Here is a 15849-nt window from a genome sequence, read left to right as displayed (position 1 = left end):
GGACGATTCCATGACGCAATTCCAATCCCGCGTAAACCCGAATTCCGAGGCCTTCCGCAGGAACCGTGCGGACATGCTCGACGCGATTGGGACCCTGCAGGATGTGGTCGGGCGGGCCGCAGCCCTGTCGGACAAAAGCCTGCCGCGGTTTGAGAAGCGGGGACAACTACTGCCGCGCGAGCGGCTGGTACGCATACTGGACCCGGGTATGCCGTTCCTGGAACTGATGAACATGGCCGGTTTTACCGTGGACACAGCCGACCGGGAGCAGTCGATTCCCGGCTCCAGCACCATTGTCGGTATCGGTTATGTGGGCGGTGCCCGCTGCATGGTGATGGTGGATGACTCCGGTATCAATGCCGGGGCCATGACCGCCCTGTCCACCAAGAAGGCCAACCGGGCCATGGATATCGCGCGCGAGAAAAAACTGCCCTTTATCCACCTGGTGGAAAGTGCGGGTGCCAACCTGCTCGAATACGAGGTGGAAATGTGGATTGATGGCGGTGGCGTCTTTGCTCGGCTGGCGCGGCTGAGTGCCGCCGGCGTGCCCACGTTTGTTGTCCTGCATGGTGCCTCCGCCGCCGGTGGCGCTTACATGCCGGGCATGAGTGACTACGTGATCGGCGTGAAGGGTAACGGCAAGGCCTACCTGGCCGGCCCGGCACTGTTGAAAGCCGCCACCGGGGAAGAAGCCAATGACGAGGAACTCGGTGGAGCGGAGATGCATTCCAGGGTATCCGGGCTGGTGGAGTATCTGGCCGAGGACGACGCTCACGGCATCGCCATCTGTCGGGAACTCGTCGATCGACTGGAGTGGAACCGCCTGTGTCCGCAGCTACCACCACAGGATTTTGCCGAACCTGTTTACGATATCGACGAACTGGCTGGTGTCGTGCCTGCAGACTACCGCCAGCCCTACGATGTGCGGGAAGTGGTTGCACGCGTGGTCGACGGCTCCGATATCCTGGATTTCAAGCCGGGTTATGGTCCGGCCACGGTGTGCATGCAGGCAAAAGTGTACGGTATGCCGGTCGGCATCATCGGCAACAACGGCCCCATCGACAATGCCGGCGCCACCAAAACAGCCCAGTTTATCCAGCTTTGCGACCAGGCCGACATACCGCTGGTGTTCCTGCAGAACATCACCGGCTACATGGTGGGCACCGAGGTGGAGCAGGGCGGCATGATCAAGCACGGCGCTAAAATGATACAGGCGGTTACCAATACCCGGGTGCCGCGCATTACCTTCATGATCGGCGCCAGTTTCGGCGCCGGAAACTACGGTATGTGCGGACAGGGCTACAACCCGGATTTCATTTTCAGCTGGCCCAACATCAATGTCGGGGTGATGGGGGGCGAATCCGCTGCCAGGACCATGTCCCAGGTGATGCTGGCAGGCGCAAAGCGCAAGGGCATCGAGATTCCCGATGAGGTCATCGAACAGCAGGAAGCGCAGATCATTGCCCATTTTGACAAGCAGTCCGATGCGTTCTACACCTCCGGTCGCATGCTCGATGACGGCATTATCGACCCACGCGATACCCGTAAAGTGCTCGGTTTTGTGCTGCAGACCTGCTGGGAAGCGCGCCAGCGCAAAACCCATCCCAACACCTTTGGTGTCGGTCGCATGTAGCCGGGCCCGGCCACTCGCCTGAACCGAAAACCCGCCACGAGGAGCGCTATGCTACCCAACGTCAACCATATCCTGCTGCAACAGGATGCCGATACCCTCACTATCTGGTTCAACCGGCCGGAGGTTCGCAACGCCTTGTCAGCGGAGGTCGCTGACGACCTGGCCCGGGTGCTGGAGGCCCTGCCCGGCGAGGCGGATATTCGCTTCGTAATCCTGCGCGGCAAGGGCGGGGTGTTCTGTGCCGGTGGTGATTTGAAGATGTTCAAAACCGTGTTCCAGGGCGAGTCCTCGCGCGAGGATATCGTGCGTTTCAACGCCGACTTTGGTCGCCTGATGAAGGCGATCCATACCCTGCCCCAGTTGTTTATCGTGTTGATCGAGGGTGCTGCAATGGCCGGAGGTCTTGGTCTGTCCTGCCTGGCAGACGTGGTGGTGACCACCGCTGATGCCCGGTATGCCCTGAGCGAGGTAACTCTGGGTATTCCGCCGGCACAGATCACCCCGGTCGTCATCAAGCGCATTGGTGAATCGGAGGCACGGCGGCTGTTGCTCACCGCGGCGTCCTTCGATGGTGAGGAAGCCGGGCGCCTGGGGTTTGCCCACTTTGTGGTCGACGATACTGCCGCGCTGGATGCCAGGGCGGCGGAACTACTGGCCCAGGCCCGCCGCGGCGCGCCGGCCGCGATCGCCGCCACCAAGAAAATCATCAATGCCACCGCGCAACTGGATGGCGACGCGCTGGTGCGTTTCGCTGCCGAACAGTTCGCCGATTGCATGCTGGGAGATGAAGCGAAGGAAGGGCTGAGCGCATTCGCGGAAAAGCGCAGGCCCGAGTGGAGCGTTCAGGAGCGATAAAAAAGCACCGGTTCCCCGCTGCGCGGGGACGAAGAGGAAAGACTATGCAACATTTCGACAGCATCCTGGTGGCCAACCGCGGTGAAATTGCCGTGCGGGTGATACGCAGTGCACAGCAGCAGGGCTACCGGGCCATCGCCGTATATTCCGAGGCAGACGCCACAGCGGCACACGTACAGATGGCCGATGAGGCGGTGCTGATTGGTCCCGCTCCCGTCCGGGAATCCTACCTGGATATGGACAGGATTCTCAGTGCCGCCCGCGCCACGGGTGCGCAGGCGATTCACCCGGGGTACGGGTTCCTGTCCGAGAATGCGGCCTTCGCGCAGGCCTGCGCCGATGCAGGCATGGTGTTCATTGGCCCAACAGCGGCGTCAATTGAAATAATGGGCAACAAGGCCGCCTCCAAGCGGCGCATGCTCGAGGCGGACGTACCCTGCGTTCCCGGTTACCAGGATCCGGACCAGTCTGACCAGGCCCTGATTGCCGCCGCCCATGACATTGGTGTGCCGATCATGGTCAAGGCGGCGGCCGGCGGCGGTGGCCGCGGCATGCGCCTGGTCGAAGACCTGGACGAGCTTCCGGTCGCGATTGCTTCCGCCCGGTCCGAGGCGGAGAGTGCATTCGGCTCCGGAGAACTGATTCTTGAGAGAGCGGTACTGCGCCCGCGCCACGTCGAGATCCAGGTGTTCGGTGATCAGCATGGCAATGTGATTCACCTGGGTGAGCGGGACTGTTCCGTGCAACGGCGTCACCAGAAGGTGGTCGAGGAGGCGCCCTGCCCGGTGATGACCCCGGCCCTGCGTGACGCCATGGGGCAGGCGGCGGTCAACGCCGCCAGGAGCATTGACTATGTTGGCGCCGGAACCGTGGAATTCCTCCTTGATGCCGAGGGTCAGTTCTACTTCCTGGAGATGAACACGCGCCTGCAGGTGGAACACCCGGTAACGGAGATGGTCACGGGCCAGGACCTGGTGGCGATGCAATTTCACGTCGCCCAGGGTTATCCCCTGCCACTGGCCCAGGAGGAGGTCACGCTTGCCGGCCATGCCATCGAGGTGCGCCTGTACGCCGAGGACAGCAGTAACGATTTCCTGCCCGCGACTGGTAAGGCCCATGTATGGTCACCGCCGGTCGGTGAGGGCATTCGCGTGGATCACGGCCTGGTACAGGGCCAGGACATCTCGCCATTTTATGACCCCATGGTGGCCAAGATTATTGCCTGGGGTGAGGACAGGCACATTGCGCGCCGCCGTCTGCTGCGCGCCCTGCAGGCCACTACCTTGTTCGGCCCAGCCAGCAACCGTCAGTTTTTAATTGATGTTCTGGGTAAGCAAGTATTCGCTAACGGTGAAGCTACCACTGCATTTATCGGCGAGAATTTTTCCGCAGAGACGCTCGCGGCACCCGCTGCCTGTGCCCGGCAACAGGCGATCGCCGCCTGCCTGATGTACAGGGCGGCGCAGGAACGTTCCGCTGGTGCCGCCTTGTCCTGCCTGCCTGATGCCAGGGGCTTCAGCGGCCTGCGCGCATTGCGTAATCACTTCCGTTTTGATGTGGCGGGCAGCGATGTAGACCTCTTCGTTGAGGAAGTGGCAGCGGATGACTACCGCGTCGAAGCCGGTGGTGAGCAAGTGGAAGTGGCCTGGCTGAAGCAGGAGGACAACAGGGTACGGCTGCGCCTGGACGGCGTGGAACTGACGGTGCCCTACTGTCTGCCGGAGACCGGCGTTGCCATCGTGCAATTGCGGGGTCGTGAAGTGCAACTGACCAACCAACTGGCTTTCTCCCGGGCCGATGAGAGCACCGGCGGCAGCGGGCTGATAACCGCCCCCATGCACGGCAACCTGCTGCAGGTGCTGGTAAGTCCCGGGGACCGGGTGGAGGCTGGCCAGGATGTGGCGGTGATGGAGGCCATGAAGATGGAGCACCGGCTGAATACACCGGTTACCGGTGAGGTGGTTGCGGTGCACGCCAACACTGGCGCCCAGCTTGCCACGGGTGCGGTGGTGTTGGAAATAAGCGCTGAACAATGAACCCGGTTTCGGCGGCAGTCTTCCCGGGATGACCCGGGCTGCTGACCTGATAGCAGCTGCCCCGGTGCCGCTGGACAGGCAGGCCCGGCAACAAGGAAAAAACCAGCATGCAAAACCCTTTTGAAACGGAAGAGCGCCGCGCTTTTCGCGAGACCATCAGGCGCTACGTGGAGGCCGAGGTCAAACCCCATGCGGACGAATGGGACGAGGCCGGTGATTTTCCCTGGCGGGTTCACGAGGAACTGGGGGCGTTGGGCTATTTTGGGTTTGGCATCTCGGATGAGTACGGTGGACTGGGTTTTGACGACGCCTTTATGCGAGCGGCAGCAGCCGAAGAACTGGCGCGCTGTGGTGCCACCGGGATCTGGGCCGGGGTAGGTGGTCGCAGTATTTCGCTGGGGCCCTTACAGTCGCTCGCCAGCGAAGAAATCCGCTCGCGTCTGCTTGAGGATATTGTGCTCGGTCGCAAGGGCTCGGCCCTGGCTATTACCGAGCCCGGTGGAGGTTCGGATGTTGCCAACCTGCAGACGACAGCCACCCGCGATGGCGATGAATATGTACTCAACGGATCCAAGACCTTCATTACCGGCGGGATGAAGGGGGACTATTTCGTGGTGGGCGCCCGCACCGGCGACGCCGGCCTGCTGGGCATTTCACTGTTCTTCGTAGAGTGGGGCACGCCGGGGTTCAGCCGCACATCACTGGATCGCAAGATGGGTTGGTGGGCTTCCGACCAGGCGACGCTGTATTTCGACGACTGCCGCGTGCCCGCCGCCAACCTGATGGGCGCGGAAAACCGGGGCTTCGTGGCCATCATGGAAAACTTCAATTTCGAACGCCTGTCACTGGTGGCGGGTGCAGTCGGCATGATGAAGACCTGCCTGGAGGAATCCATTGCCTACGCCCGCGATCGACACACCTTCGGCAAACCCTTGCTCGAGCACCAGGTGATTCGTCACAAGATCGCCGATATGTCAGCGAGGGTTGACCAGGTCGAATCCTATATGAACATGATCTGCTGGCAGATCAACGAGGGGGCCATGCCGGTGGCGGAAATCTGCAAGGCCAAGTTTGCCGCCACCAGGGCGCTGGAATTTTGCGCCTCTGAAGCGATGCAGATTTTCGGTGGTGCGGGCTACCTGCGCGGTAACCCGGTTGAGCGCATTTATCGTGAGGTAAAAGTGTTCGCCATTGGCGGTGGTTCAGAAGAAATCATGCGCGACCTCGCGGTGCGCCAGATGGGGCTCTGACGGCGCTACCCTGCCACCGCGGCCGCCGGCTAGCGCTTCGCGGTGATGCCCATGGTCTTGCCGATAATATTGAGCATAACCTCGTCGGCGCCACCGCCGATTGAGGTCAGGCGCATATCGCGCATGGCGCGGCTGACCGGGTTCTCCCACATGTAACCCTGCCCGCCCCAGAACTGCAGGCAGTCACTGGGTATGGTGCGGGTGAGCTGCCCACACTTGAGCTTGGCGTATGACGCCTGCAGGGTGGGGTCCTCGCCGTTGACGTACATCTCGCAGGCGCGATAGGTCATGGCGCGCAGCGCTTCCACCTCCATCTGCATTTCCGCCAGGCGCATGTAGATGTACTGGTTATCCAGCAGCGGCTTTCCGAAAGCCTCGCGCTGGCTGGTGTACTCCACGGTCTGGTTGATACATTGCTCCAGACCCTTGATGGTCATGGCCGCTCCGCAGATGCGCTCCTCCTGGAACTGCATCATCTGGTAGGTGAAGCCCTTGCCCTCCTCGCCAATACGGTAGGATTGCGGCACCACCACGTCGTCAAAGAAAAGCTGTGCGGTGTCTGAGCTGCGCATGCCCAGCTTGTTCAGCCGCGGCGAGTGCGAAAACCCGGGGGTGTCAGTGGGCACCACGATGAGGCTTTTGTTCTGGTGCTTCTGGTCATCCGAGGTGTTGGCAAGCAGCACGATGAAGTCCGCCTGGGTGGAGTTGGTTATCCACATCTTGGTGCCGTTGATCACGTAGTCGTCGCCGCGTTTGCGGGCAGTGGTCTTGATTGCCGCTACATCCGAGCCCGCATGGGGTTCGCTGACACCGATGCTGCAAACCATGTCGCCGGCCACGGCGGGCGCCAGGAATTGCTGCTTGAGTTCCTCTGAGCCGAAGCGCGCCAGCGCCGGCGTCGCCATATCGGTTTGCACACCGACGGCCATGGGGATAGACCCGCAGCCGGTCAGGCCCCACTCTTCCATTGCTACCAGGCTGTAGCTGTAGTCCAGGCCCAGGCCGCCGTACTCGGCCGGTTTGTTGATACCCAGCAGGCCGAGGTCGCCGGCTTTCTTGAACAGTTCATGCGCAGGGAAGATACCTTCCTCTTCCCATTGGTCCACGTGGGGATTGACCTCTTTCTCCACGAACTGTTGTACGGTGCGGCGGATCTCGTTGTGCTGGTCAGTGAACTGCATGAACTGGCAACCTCTGTTTCCCTGTTGAATACGATGCGAATCTGGCCACTGAGTATAACCAAGCTATTCTTGAGTAGCACTTTAATTTACCCCGGGGTGACGACATAATAGGTGCAGAATCCCCCGCGGGCTTCTACTCTTCTGGTCACCCCATCACCGGCGGTTATCCATGGCAGAATTTCCCAGGCTGCGTTTTATTCCCTTTCGTCGCTCTGACCTGTTACAGATGTGTCTGGCCGATGGGGCACTGGATAAAGGCAAAGCTGAGCAGTTCAGACAGGCCAGCGAGCGAATCGAGGGCCACTTCCAGCGCGAATTCCATGGCATCAAGCAACAACTCAAGGACGCGTACGGGCCGCTGGATCCAGATGCTGACACCCGCACGGTGCAGGGCTTTCGCGACCAACAGGCGGTAGACCGGCTTGGTGAAACCCTTGAGCGGGTGCTGGACCGGGCCAACTACGAAAAAGTGAGCCGCGAACAACTACAGCGTGCATTTGACAGCGCTTCCCTGTTCCAGCTGAAACTCTATGTGGACCTCGATGATTTCGAGGAAGCCCTGCTGTATACCCGTGGTGCCACGCCCAGCGAGGAAGAGGTGAAACACTTTTTCGGGCTCTGGCGCAAAACAGTAAAGTTCATCAAGTTCGAGCGCGTGGTGCTGTTTATCCGCTTTCGGGACGACGTGGATACGGAGAGCACGCTGGGGGGATGCCAGCCCGGCTCAACCATGCTCAAGCTGTTCCAGAATGTACCCGGTGCAGATGTGGAGATGCTGTTTCCCAATACCCGTGTGGGTATGCGGTTGATAGACAAGCTGCTCATTGGTGTGCCCGCGCTGGTCAGTGGTGGCGTGGTGATGACGACCAAGCTGGGCGCGACACTGGTGCTGCTGGGTTCCCTGTTCGGCTTCTGGCTGGGTATGCATTCAGACCCGGTAAGGCTCGACAAGGCCGCGGTGCTGGCCCTGCTGGCCGGTCTCGGCGCGCTCGGGGGTTACCTGTGGAAACAGTATTCCAACTTTCGCAATCGCAAGTTGCGTTTCACCCAGGCGTTAACGGAAAACCTGTACTTCAAGCTGCTGGACAACAACGCCGGGGTGATTTTCCGGGTACTCGATGAAGCCGAGGAATCCGAGTGCAAGGAGAGCCTGCTGGCCTACCGCTTCCTGCTGGCAGGTGACGGGCCTGTGTCCGCAGCAGAGCTCGATGCGTCGATAGAAAACTGGTTGCTACAAAACTGGCAGTGCCGACTCGACTTCGAGATAGATGATGCGCTGAATAAACTTGAATACCTGGGGCTGGCATGCCGCAGGGGCGATGTCTGGCAGGCCATGCCTGCAGACAGCAGCGCTGCCTAGTGCGAACCCCGAACCGATTGGAGAAAGCATGAACGAAGAACTGCAGCTGTTTCGTGAAAATGTGCAACGTTTTGTCACCGAGGAAATCTGCCCTGACTATGCGCGCTGGGAGCGCGATGAGATAACGCCCCGCGAGATATGGAACAGGCTGGGTGACCAGGGCCTGCTTTGTGTCGACATACCCGAGGCCCACGGTGGCGTGGATGCGGACTTTCATTTCTCGGCGGTAATCATGGAGGAGTTTTGCCGGGCCAATGTCGGCGGCATTGGTGGGTCCATGGCGGTGCACTCCGATATCGTGGCGCACTACCTGCTCAATAACGGTACCGAGGCACAAAAGCAGCGCTACCTGCCAGCGATGGTGAGTGGAGCATGCGTCGGCGCCGTGGCCATGACGGAACCCGGTGCCGGCAGTGATTTGCAGGGTGTGCGCACCAGCGCTCGCCGTGACGGCGACGACTACATCATCAACGGTTCCAAAACCTTCATCACCAATGGCCAGCATTGCGACATGGTGATAGTGGTGGCGCGGACCAACCTGGACGTGCCCGGCGCAAAAGGCACTACATTGTTTATCGTCGATGCAGATACCCCGGGGTTCCAGCGCGGGCGCAACCTGGAAAAGATCGGCCTGCACGCCAGCGATACCTCCGAACTGTTTTTTGAAGACGTGCGCGTGCCGTCCAGTGCCATCCTCGGTGAGCTGGATCGCGGTTTTATGGTGCTGATGGGCGAACTGCAGCGCGAGCGCCTGATCCTGGCTATCGGCGCGGTCGCCGCGGCCGAGGGGGTGTTGGCGGAAACCACAGAATACGTGAAGCAGCGCGAGGCCTTCGGTGCGCCCATCGCCAGGATGCAGACGATTCGCCATAAACTGGCGGAAATCGCTACCGATATTCGCGTGAACCGCGCTTTCGTTGACGAATGTATCGAGCTGTTCAGGCAGGGCCGGCTTGATCCCGCCACCGCCAGCATGGCCAAGCTGTCGACCACGGAGATGCAGTGCAGGGTGGCTGACAGCTGCCTGCAGCTGCATGGTGGCTTTGGCTACATGCGGGAGTACGGCGTGTCGCGCGCCTTCGTCGATGCCCGGGTGCAGCGAATCTATGGCGGTACCAGTGAGATCATGAAAGAACTGATCAGTCGCTCGGTGCTGGAGTAAGCATTTCAGGGCCCCGGTGATGGACGCGCTGTCGCCGCTTGCTGCCATCCGCACTGGCGCCCTTTGTTCTGTTCATCCAGCCAGGTCTTGAGTGGCGCAAAATAGTTGAGCATGGCCCGGGGATCGACATCCCGCTCGCCGGTGAAGGCCTCCAGCGTATCCTGCCAGGGGCGACTGGTGCCCGCTGCCAACATCTTGTTCAGTGTGTCACCCGCAGCCTGGCTGCCGTAAATGCTGCACTGGTGCAGGGGGCCTGCGAAGCCCGCCAGTTCGCACAGGCGCTCATGGAACTGGAATTGCAACAGGTGCGCCAGGAAATAACGACTGTAGCTGGTATTGCCGGGAATGTGGTATTTCGCCCCGGGGTCAAAGTTGGCCTCGCTGCGGGCGACGGGGGCGGAAACGCCCTGGTACTGGCGGCGCAGCTGCCACCAGGCTGAGTTGTATTCCTCGCCGCCGACCTCGCCCGAGAACACCTGCCAGCGCCACTTGTCCACGACCAGCGCAAAGGGCAGGAAGGCGACCTTGTCCAGCGCCATTTTCATCAGCGCGGCGATCTGAGTCTGCTTGTCGGCCTTGGGCGCAGAATCGAGCAGGCCGATCTGGTGCAGGTAGGTGCCGTTGATCGAAAGCGCAATTGCATCGCCCAGGGCCTCATGGAACCCGGGATTGGCGGCGCCACGATGGAAATAGTTCAGGTCCTTGTAGGCGCGCTGGTAATAGTTGTGGCCCAGTTCATGGTGCACGACTTTTACTTCGTCTTCGGTGAGCTGGATACACATCTTGATGCGCAGGTCATCCTGCATATCCACGTTCCAGGCGCTGGCATGGCACACGACCTCCCGGTCTGCCGGCCGGGTAAACATGGAGCGCTCCCAGAAAGTGTCCGGCAGAGGCTCCAGTCCCAGGGAAACGAAGAAGCCCTCGGCCATTTTGACGATGTCGATTGCATCCATCTCACGCTCGGCGAGAATGGCTGTCAGGTCGAAGGGCGCTGCAGTTTGGCTACCCATAACGATGTCTTCGATACCCGACCAGTTCTGTGCCCACATATTGCCGGTGAGGTGCGCGGGGATGGTGCCATCCCCAGGTGTGTTTTCTGCACCATAGTATTCCGTGAGTCGGGCCTGCACGTGACACTGCAGGGCCTCGTACAGCGGTTTGGCCTGTTGCCAGTAGCGTTCTATCGCGGCCGCGAAGTCGTCGCCGCTCATGTCGTAGCGCGAGCGCCAGTAGTCGCCGAGGTCGTCGAAACCGAGATCGCTGGCGCCGGCGTTAGCCAGCTCTACCTGCTCACGGTAGAGCTGGCGCATGGGTGGTGACACCTCGCGCCAACCCTGCCACAGCGCCAGCTGCTCGGCGGGGTCGCGGCTGCTACGCAGGATCCGCTCCATCTCGCGCAGGGACAGGCACTCGCCGTTGTTATCGCAGTAACTGCCTGTGGCGTAGAGGTTTTTCAACTCGGCCCCGATTTCCAGCAGCCTTGCAGTGGCGGCGGGGTCCGCAGGCGAGGGCAGGTTGGCGGTCTGCCGTACTTTGTTGAGATCACGTCGGGTGCTGTCGCTCAGCCCCGGTTTGCCCAGCAGTGCATGAGCCTGTCGGGCCTGCGCCACCCTGGTGAGTTCACGTTGCTTGCCGGTCTCGATCACCATTTGCTGGGTATCGTGGGTAATGTAGGTATTGAAGATCCACCGGGCGCGTGCGGCCGGCAAGGCCACAGCGGTGGCTTCATCCCTGGCCTCCAGAAAGAATGCGCGCGCCTCCGCTTCGTGCTGGTTGGCGGCCAGGGCGAGTGGCGCACCGGCAGACAGCGTGACAACGGCCAGTGCGGTTCTGAACAGGTACATTGCGGGTCTCCGTGGATGCTGTGGCCGTTACAGATGCGTAACCGGGCCGGATACGGGTAGAACGCACAACCGGCCAAAAGCCTCAGCGCCCGGCGAGACTTACCGCCGGCATAGCGGGGCGGCAGCTTCGCTGCGCCCGCTGCGGTTACAGCATGGGGGCGATAACCAGGCTGACGATGGCCATCACGTTGATCAGGATATTCATCGACGGGCCGGAGGTATCCTTGAACGGGTCACCGACGGTATCGCCCACTACCGTGGCCGCGTGGGTGTCGGAGCCCTTGCCGCCGAAGTTGCCTTTCTCGACGAACTTCTTGGCGTTGTCCCAGGCGCCGCCGGCGTTGGCCATCATCAACGCCATCAGTACGCAGCCCAGCAAGGCCCCGCCGAGCATGCCGCCCAGCGCCTGCGCGCCGAGGCCAAAACCGACGATGACCGGGGTGACCACGGCGATGGCACCGGGCAGGATCATGCGCCTGAGCGCAGCGGAGGTGGCGATGTCGACACAGCGCGCGGTATCCGGCTCCGCTTTCCCCTCGAGCAACCCGGGTATCTCCCGGAACTGGCGACGGATCTCGGTGATCATGTCAAAGGCGGCCTCGCCCACAGCGGTCATGGTGATGGAGGCGATAAGAAAGGGCACGGTGCCACCGATAAACATACCCACCAGTACGATAGGGTCGGAGATCTCCAGGCTGAAGCCCGGATTGTTGACCTCTACGGTCTCGACAAAGGCGGCAATGATCGCCAGCGCCGCCAGCGCGGCAGCGCCAATGGCAAAGCCCTTGCCGATGGCTGCGGTGGTGTTGCCGACCTCGTCGAGGCCATCAGTAATCTTGCGGGTCTCCTCACCCATGCCGGCCATTTCCGCGATGCCGCCAGCGTTATCGGCGACCGGCCCGTAGGCGTCAATAGCCATGGTGATGCCCACGGTGGCCAGCATGCCCACGGCGGCAATGCCTACGCCGTAAAGCCCGGACAGGGAAGTGGAAACGAAGATGATGGCCGCCAGGAACAGGATCGGCAGCACCACGGACTGCATGCCGACGGCCAGGCCGGTGATCATTACCGTGGCCGGGCCGGTCTCTCCGGACTTGGCGATCTTCTGCACCGGTGATGACCCGGTGTAGTACTCGGTGATAAGGCCGATCAGCACACCGCCGACGGCGCCACTGACCACGGACCACCAGATATGGGCCTCAAGCCCCATCCCCCCGATCAGGAACCAGGCCATGGCCACGAAGATCACGGGCGCCGCCAGGGTGCCGGTGCGCAGGGCGGTTTCCGGCGCCGCATTGCTGCGGGCGCGAACGATGCCGATGCCGAACAGTGAGGCGATAAGCCCGATGCTGGCCAGCGACAGCGGCAGGAACATCATTGCGCCCTGTTCCTCTGCACTGATGGCCATGGTGGAAGCGATGGCAATACAGGCGATCATTGAGCCACAGTAGGACTCAAAAATATCAGACCCCATGCCGGCGATATCACCGACATTGTCGCCCACGTTGTCTGCGATCACGCCGGGGTTGCGCGGGTCGTCTTCAGGTATGCCTGCTTCGACCTTACCCACCAGGTCTGCGCCGACGTCGGCGCTCTTGGTGAAGATACCGCCGCCCACGCGGGAGAACAGGGCCACTACCGAGGCGCCCATGCCGAAACCGTGAATGGCGTGCGCCGTATGCGGGTCGCCGCCAAAGTACCAGTACAGCGTTCCCAGCCCGACCAGCCCCAGTGACGCCACGCACAGGCCCATGATGGAGCCGCCGTAGAACGAGATGGAGAGGGCCAGGTCCTGGCCGTGGTTGTGTGCCGCCACGGCGGTGCGCACATTGGCCTTGGTGGCGGCGAACATGCCCAGGAATCCGGCCGTGGCTGAAGACAGGGCGCCGGCGAGGAAAGCAATGGCCGTGTTGATTCCCAGCGGCGATATCACAATGCAGGCCAGCAGCACCGAGGCAAAAATACCGAGCATCTTGTATTCACGCTGCATGAAGACCATGGCGCCCAGGTGAATCTGGTCGCCGATGTGTTTGACTGCCCCGTCGCCGTGATTGTGGCGAATCATGATGTGATAGATGACGAAGGCGACGACCAGACCGGCCAGGCCAAGCAAGGGGGGTACCACATGATACTCAGACATAAGCTGACTCCATGTTGATTATTATTTGATCTTGCTGCTGCCATGCTACAGGGGAAGTCCTCACCCTGACAAGCGGCCGGGAAGCTACTCTTCGCTACAGTTTTGCCGCGGGTGTTGCTGTGCAGCCTGTGTACGTGGTTTCCGCACGTCAGTTGCACTATGCTGGGCCGGTCGCTGATTGCGGCGGTGATGCGCCGGCAGTTTGCGGCCCGGGACGAGGAGAGTAACGATGCAGCATAAAGATGGCAGTTTTGAGGGCGCGGCCGGACATTCGATCTATTACCAGCAGTGGACACCGGACACGGCACCGAAAGCGGTGCTGCTCATCGTGCATGGGGCGGGAGAGCACAGTGGCCGCTATGCAGGCCTGGCTGCGCATTGCTGCGCCGCCGGCTATGCGGTGGTAGCCCAGGACCACATTGGCCATGGCAAATCCGATGGCAGCTATGGCCACATGGAGGAGTTCCAGCACCATATGGAAACGCTGGAGATGTTTCGCCAGCGTATGGCGGAACAGTTCCCGGAGCTGCCCGTGATCCTGCTCGGCCACAGTATGGGAGGGCTGATCAGCGCCTGTTTCCTGCTTTCCCACCAGCGTGAATTTGCCGGTTGTGTATTGTCCGGCCCCGCCATCAAGACGGAGATGGAACCCGGGCTCATACAGAGGTTGCTGATTCAGCTGCTGTCCCGGTTGACACCCTCGATGGGGGTGATGCAGCTGGATCCGGCCGGGGTCAGCCGCGACCCGGCCGTGGTCAAGGCCTATTGTGAAGATCCGCTGGTGAATCACGGGAAGATGTCGGCGCGTTTTGTCTCGGAGCTGTTCGCCGCGATGGCGGAAATCCAGGCCAGGGCCGCGGAGATTGAACTGCCGATATTGATCATGCACGGTGCCGCAGATGTCATGACCGCGCCGGACGGATCCAGGTTCCTGTATGACGCAGTGAGCTCAAGTGACAAGACACTCAAGCTGTATCCCGGCCTGTACCACGAGATTTTTGCGGAACCGGAACGCGAGGAGATCTACGCCGAGCTCACTGACTGGTGTGATCGACGCCTCGGCGGTTGAACGCCGACTCAGTCGGTGCTGGTTTCTCCTGCGTTTGCCTGCTCCGGGTCCTGGTCCGTGTCCTGGGTCTTCCCGGCCCGGTGTTCGGCCAGCGCCCACTCCAGGAAGCGGTGCACCCCGTCTATGGTGTGCTCGGTGCGCAAAGAGTGAAAGATTTCCCAGGCGTGTTCGGCGCCCGGCATTTCCACGTAGACCACCGCCTGTTCCGAGGTCTCCCTGAGCTTGTCGGCAAATACTCGCGCATCCATCACCGCAGCCAGGGTATCGTGCGTGCCGTGTAGCAACATGAAGGGCGGTGCCTCCTGGTGGATCTGGGCAACCGGTGAAGCCAGGTCCCAGAGCGCCGGATTGTCTTCCAGCGTTTCATGCAGCACCTTGCCGCTGAGGAATTTCTGGTAGATCTCCTTGTTGGGGTGCTGGTTGTAGCGCACGAGGAAATCGTAAACACCGTAAAAAGGTACGGCTGCCTGCAGCGAGGTATCCGTGTCCGGGTGATCTTCCTGCAACTCCTTGCGGTTTGCAGTCAACCCCATAAGGGCAGTCAAGTGGCCCCCGGCTGAGCCGCCGGTGACGGCCACGAAGTCCGTATCCATGCCGTATTCGGCACCGTTTTCACGAATCCAGCACAGGGCCTTCTTGCAGTCGGTGAGGTGGGTGGGGAAGGAAACGCTGGGGCTCAGCCGGTAATTCGCCGCCACACAGATCCAGCCCTTGCTGGCCAGGTGATACATCAGCGGCAGGGCCTGGCTGCCCTTGTCCCCTATCATCCAGGCGCCGCCGTGGATTTGCAGTAGTACCGGGCAGCCACCTTCCGGCAGCACACGCGGGCGGTAGATGTCCAGTTGTTGACGCACGCCGGCCGGGCCATACGGAATGTGCTTGATGACCTCGACATCCGGGTGCCCCCAGCCAACCGGGTTGCGCCAGTCGCTGAAGGTAACCCTGTTGCGGAATTCCTCGCGCCGCTCGGCGGGTACCGCTGCCCGGTAGTCGTGGCCGAGGCCACTGACCAGGGCGGACTCAACCGTGGCCTCGGCCTTGGTTGACTTCCATATCGCCCAGACCAGGCCGGCCCAGGTGATCAGCAGCACCGTCAGCGCCAGGTTGCCCAGTGTTGAATCCAGGGCACCTCCAAGGCAGAACAGTAGCGCCAACAAGGCCTGGAACGGCAGCCATATCCAGGCCAGTTCCGTTGCCAGCAACGCGGTACCGAAAGTGACCCAGGGCACGGCCTTGCGCGGCACTGCCCGCGGCGCGAAGACCGTAATCATTGAAACGAGGTTGAAGATCGCCAGAAGAGCCAGCAGCCAATCCAT

General features: G+C 61.4%; 11 protein-coding genes. 7 read left to right on the top strand and 4 right to left on the bottom strand.

Annotated features, from left to right (window positions below; all coding sequences use genetic code 11):
* Positions 1 to 10 precede the first annotated feature (10 nt).
* The 4 genes from F0M18_RS12010 (at position 11) to F0M18_RS11995 (ending at position 5774) form a co-directional block, all read left to right on the top strand.
* Complete coding sequence (locus F0M18_RS12010; RefSeq protein WP_149611685.1) at positions 11 to 1633, top strand: acyl-CoA carboxylase subunit beta; 1623 nt, start codon at positions 11 to 13, stop codon at positions 1631 to 1633.
* Between the two features lie 48 nt (positions 1634 to 1681).
* Positions 1682 to 2488, top strand: coding sequence for an enoyl-CoA hydratase/isomerase family protein (locus F0M18_RS12005; protein ID WP_149611684.1), 807 nt, complete (start codon positions 1682 to 1684; stop codon positions 2486 to 2488).
* 44 nt (positions 2489 to 2532) lie between these two features.
* On the top strand, positions 2533 to 4524 hold the full coding sequence (locus F0M18_RS12000; protein WP_149611683.1) for an ATP-binding protein: 1992 nt from the start codon (positions 2533 to 2535) through the stop codon (positions 4522 to 4524).
* Positions 4525 to 4631: 107 nt separating this feature from the next.
* Positions 4632 to 5774 (top strand): acyl-CoA dehydrogenase family protein, encoded by a 1143-nt coding sequence (locus F0M18_RS11995; protein WP_149611682.1) that lies wholly within the window; start codon positions 4632 to 4634, stop codon positions 5772 to 5774.
* A gap of 29 nt (positions 5775 to 5803) precedes the next feature.
* Here F0M18_RS11995 and F0M18_RS11990 read toward each other — a convergent pair whose 3' ends face one another.
* Positions 5804 to 6955 (bottom strand): acyl-CoA dehydrogenase family protein, encoded by a 1152-nt coding sequence (locus tag F0M18_RS11990; protein ID WP_149611681.1) that lies wholly within the window; start codon positions 6953 to 6955, stop codon positions 5804 to 5806.
* Positions 6956 to 7124: 169 nt separating this feature from the next.
* On the opposite strand from F0M18_RS11990, the gene F0M18_RS11985 reads away from it, so the two are divergent.
* Together F0M18_RS11985 and F0M18_RS11980 are read left to right on the top strand one after the other, a co-directional pair.
* The gene (locus F0M18_RS11985; RefSeq protein WP_262500929.1) at positions 7125 to 8315 is read left to right on the top strand and encodes a TMEM143 family protein; all 1191 of its coding nucleotides are present in this window, start codon (positions 7125 to 7127) and stop codon (positions 8313 to 8315) included.
* A gap of 28 nt (positions 8316 to 8343) precedes the next feature.
* Positions 8344 to 9477 (top strand): acyl-CoA dehydrogenase family protein, encoded by a 1134-nt coding sequence (locus tag F0M18_RS11980; RefSeq protein ID WP_149611680.1) that lies wholly within the window; start codon positions 8344 to 8346, stop codon positions 9475 to 9477.
* A 5-nt stretch (positions 9478 to 9482) separates the two neighbouring features.
* Here F0M18_RS11980 and F0M18_RS11975 read toward each other — a convergent pair whose 3' ends face one another.
* A complete protein-coding gene (locus F0M18_RS11975) occupies positions 9483 to 11324 on the bottom strand; it encodes a M2 family metallopeptidase (RefSeq protein WP_149611679.1) in 1842 nt (613 codons plus the stop codon).
* Positions 11325 to 11469: 145 nt separating this feature from the next.
* On the bottom strand, positions 11470 to 13464 hold the full coding sequence (locus F0M18_RS11970; protein WP_149611678.1) for a sodium-translocating pyrophosphatase: 1995 nt from the start codon (positions 13462 to 13464) through the stop codon (positions 11470 to 11472).
* Positions 13465 to 13693: 229 nt separating this feature from the next.
* Between F0M18_RS11970 and F0M18_RS11965 the strand changes: the two genes are divergently transcribed.
* Complete coding sequence (locus F0M18_RS11965; protein WP_149611677.1) at positions 13694 to 14533, top strand: alpha/beta hydrolase; 840 nt, start codon at positions 13694 to 13696, stop codon at positions 14531 to 14533.
* Positions 14534 to 14541: 8 nt separating this feature from the next.
* Here F0M18_RS11965 and F0M18_RS11960 read toward each other — a convergent pair whose 3' ends face one another.
* The gene (locus tag F0M18_RS11960) at positions 14542 to 15849 is read right to left on the bottom strand and encodes an alpha/beta hydrolase (RefSeq protein WP_149611676.1); all 1308 of its coding nucleotides are present in this window, start codon (positions 15847 to 15849) and stop codon (positions 14542 to 14544) included.

This window comes from Pseudohalioglobus sediminis (assembly GCF_008370495.1).
Lineage (GTDB): Bacteria > Pseudomonadota > Gammaproteobacteria > Pseudomonadales > Halieaceae > Halioglobus.
This window is presented reverse-complemented; position numbering and strand designations above follow the sequence as displayed.

What these genes read in the sequence shown, in the direction of transcription:
- F0M18_RS11965 (WP_149611677.1), top strand. Translation starts at nt 13,694, where the DNA reads ATGCAGCATAAAGATGGCAGTTTTGAGGGCGCGGCCGGACATTCGATC.
- F0M18_RS11995 (WP_149611682.1), top strand. Translation starts at nt 4,632, where the DNA reads ATGCAAAACCCTTTTGAAACGGAAGAGCGCCGCGCTTTTCGCGAGACC.
- F0M18_RS11975 (WP_149611679.1), bottom strand. Translation starts at nt 11,324, where the DNA reads ATGTACCTGTTCAGAACCGCACTGGCCGTTGTCACGCTGTCTGCCGGT.
- F0M18_RS12010 (WP_149611685.1), top strand. Translation starts at nt 11, where the DNA reads ATGACGCAATTCCAATCCCGCGTAAACCCGAATTCCGAGGCCTTCCGC.
- F0M18_RS11980 (WP_149611680.1), top strand. Translation starts at nt 8,344, where the DNA reads ATGAACGAAGAACTGCAGCTGTTTCGTGAAAATGTGCAACGTTTTGTC.
- F0M18_RS11990 (WP_149611681.1), bottom strand. Translation starts at nt 6,955, where the DNA reads ATGCAGTTCACTGACCAGCACAACGAGATCCGCCGCACCGTACAACAG.
- F0M18_RS12005 (WP_149611684.1), top strand. Translation starts at nt 1,682, where the DNA reads ATGCTACCCAACGTCAACCATATCCTGCTGCAACAGGATGCCGATACC.
- F0M18_RS11985 (WP_262500929.1), top strand. Translation starts at nt 7,125, where the DNA reads ATGGCAGAATTTCCCAGGCTGCGTTTTATTCCCTTTCGTCGCTCTGAC.
- F0M18_RS12000 (WP_149611683.1), top strand. Translation starts at nt 2,533, where the DNA reads ATGCAACATTTCGACAGCATCCTGGTGGCCAACCGCGGTGAAATTGCC.
- F0M18_RS11960 (WP_149611676.1), bottom strand. Translation starts at nt 15,849, where the DNA reads ATGGATTGGCTGCTGGCTCTTCTGGCGATCTTCAACCTCGTTTCAATG.
- F0M18_RS11970 (WP_149611678.1), bottom strand. Translation starts at nt 13,464, where the DNA reads ATGTCTGAGTATCATGTGGTACCCCCCTTGCTTGGCCTGGCCGGTCTG.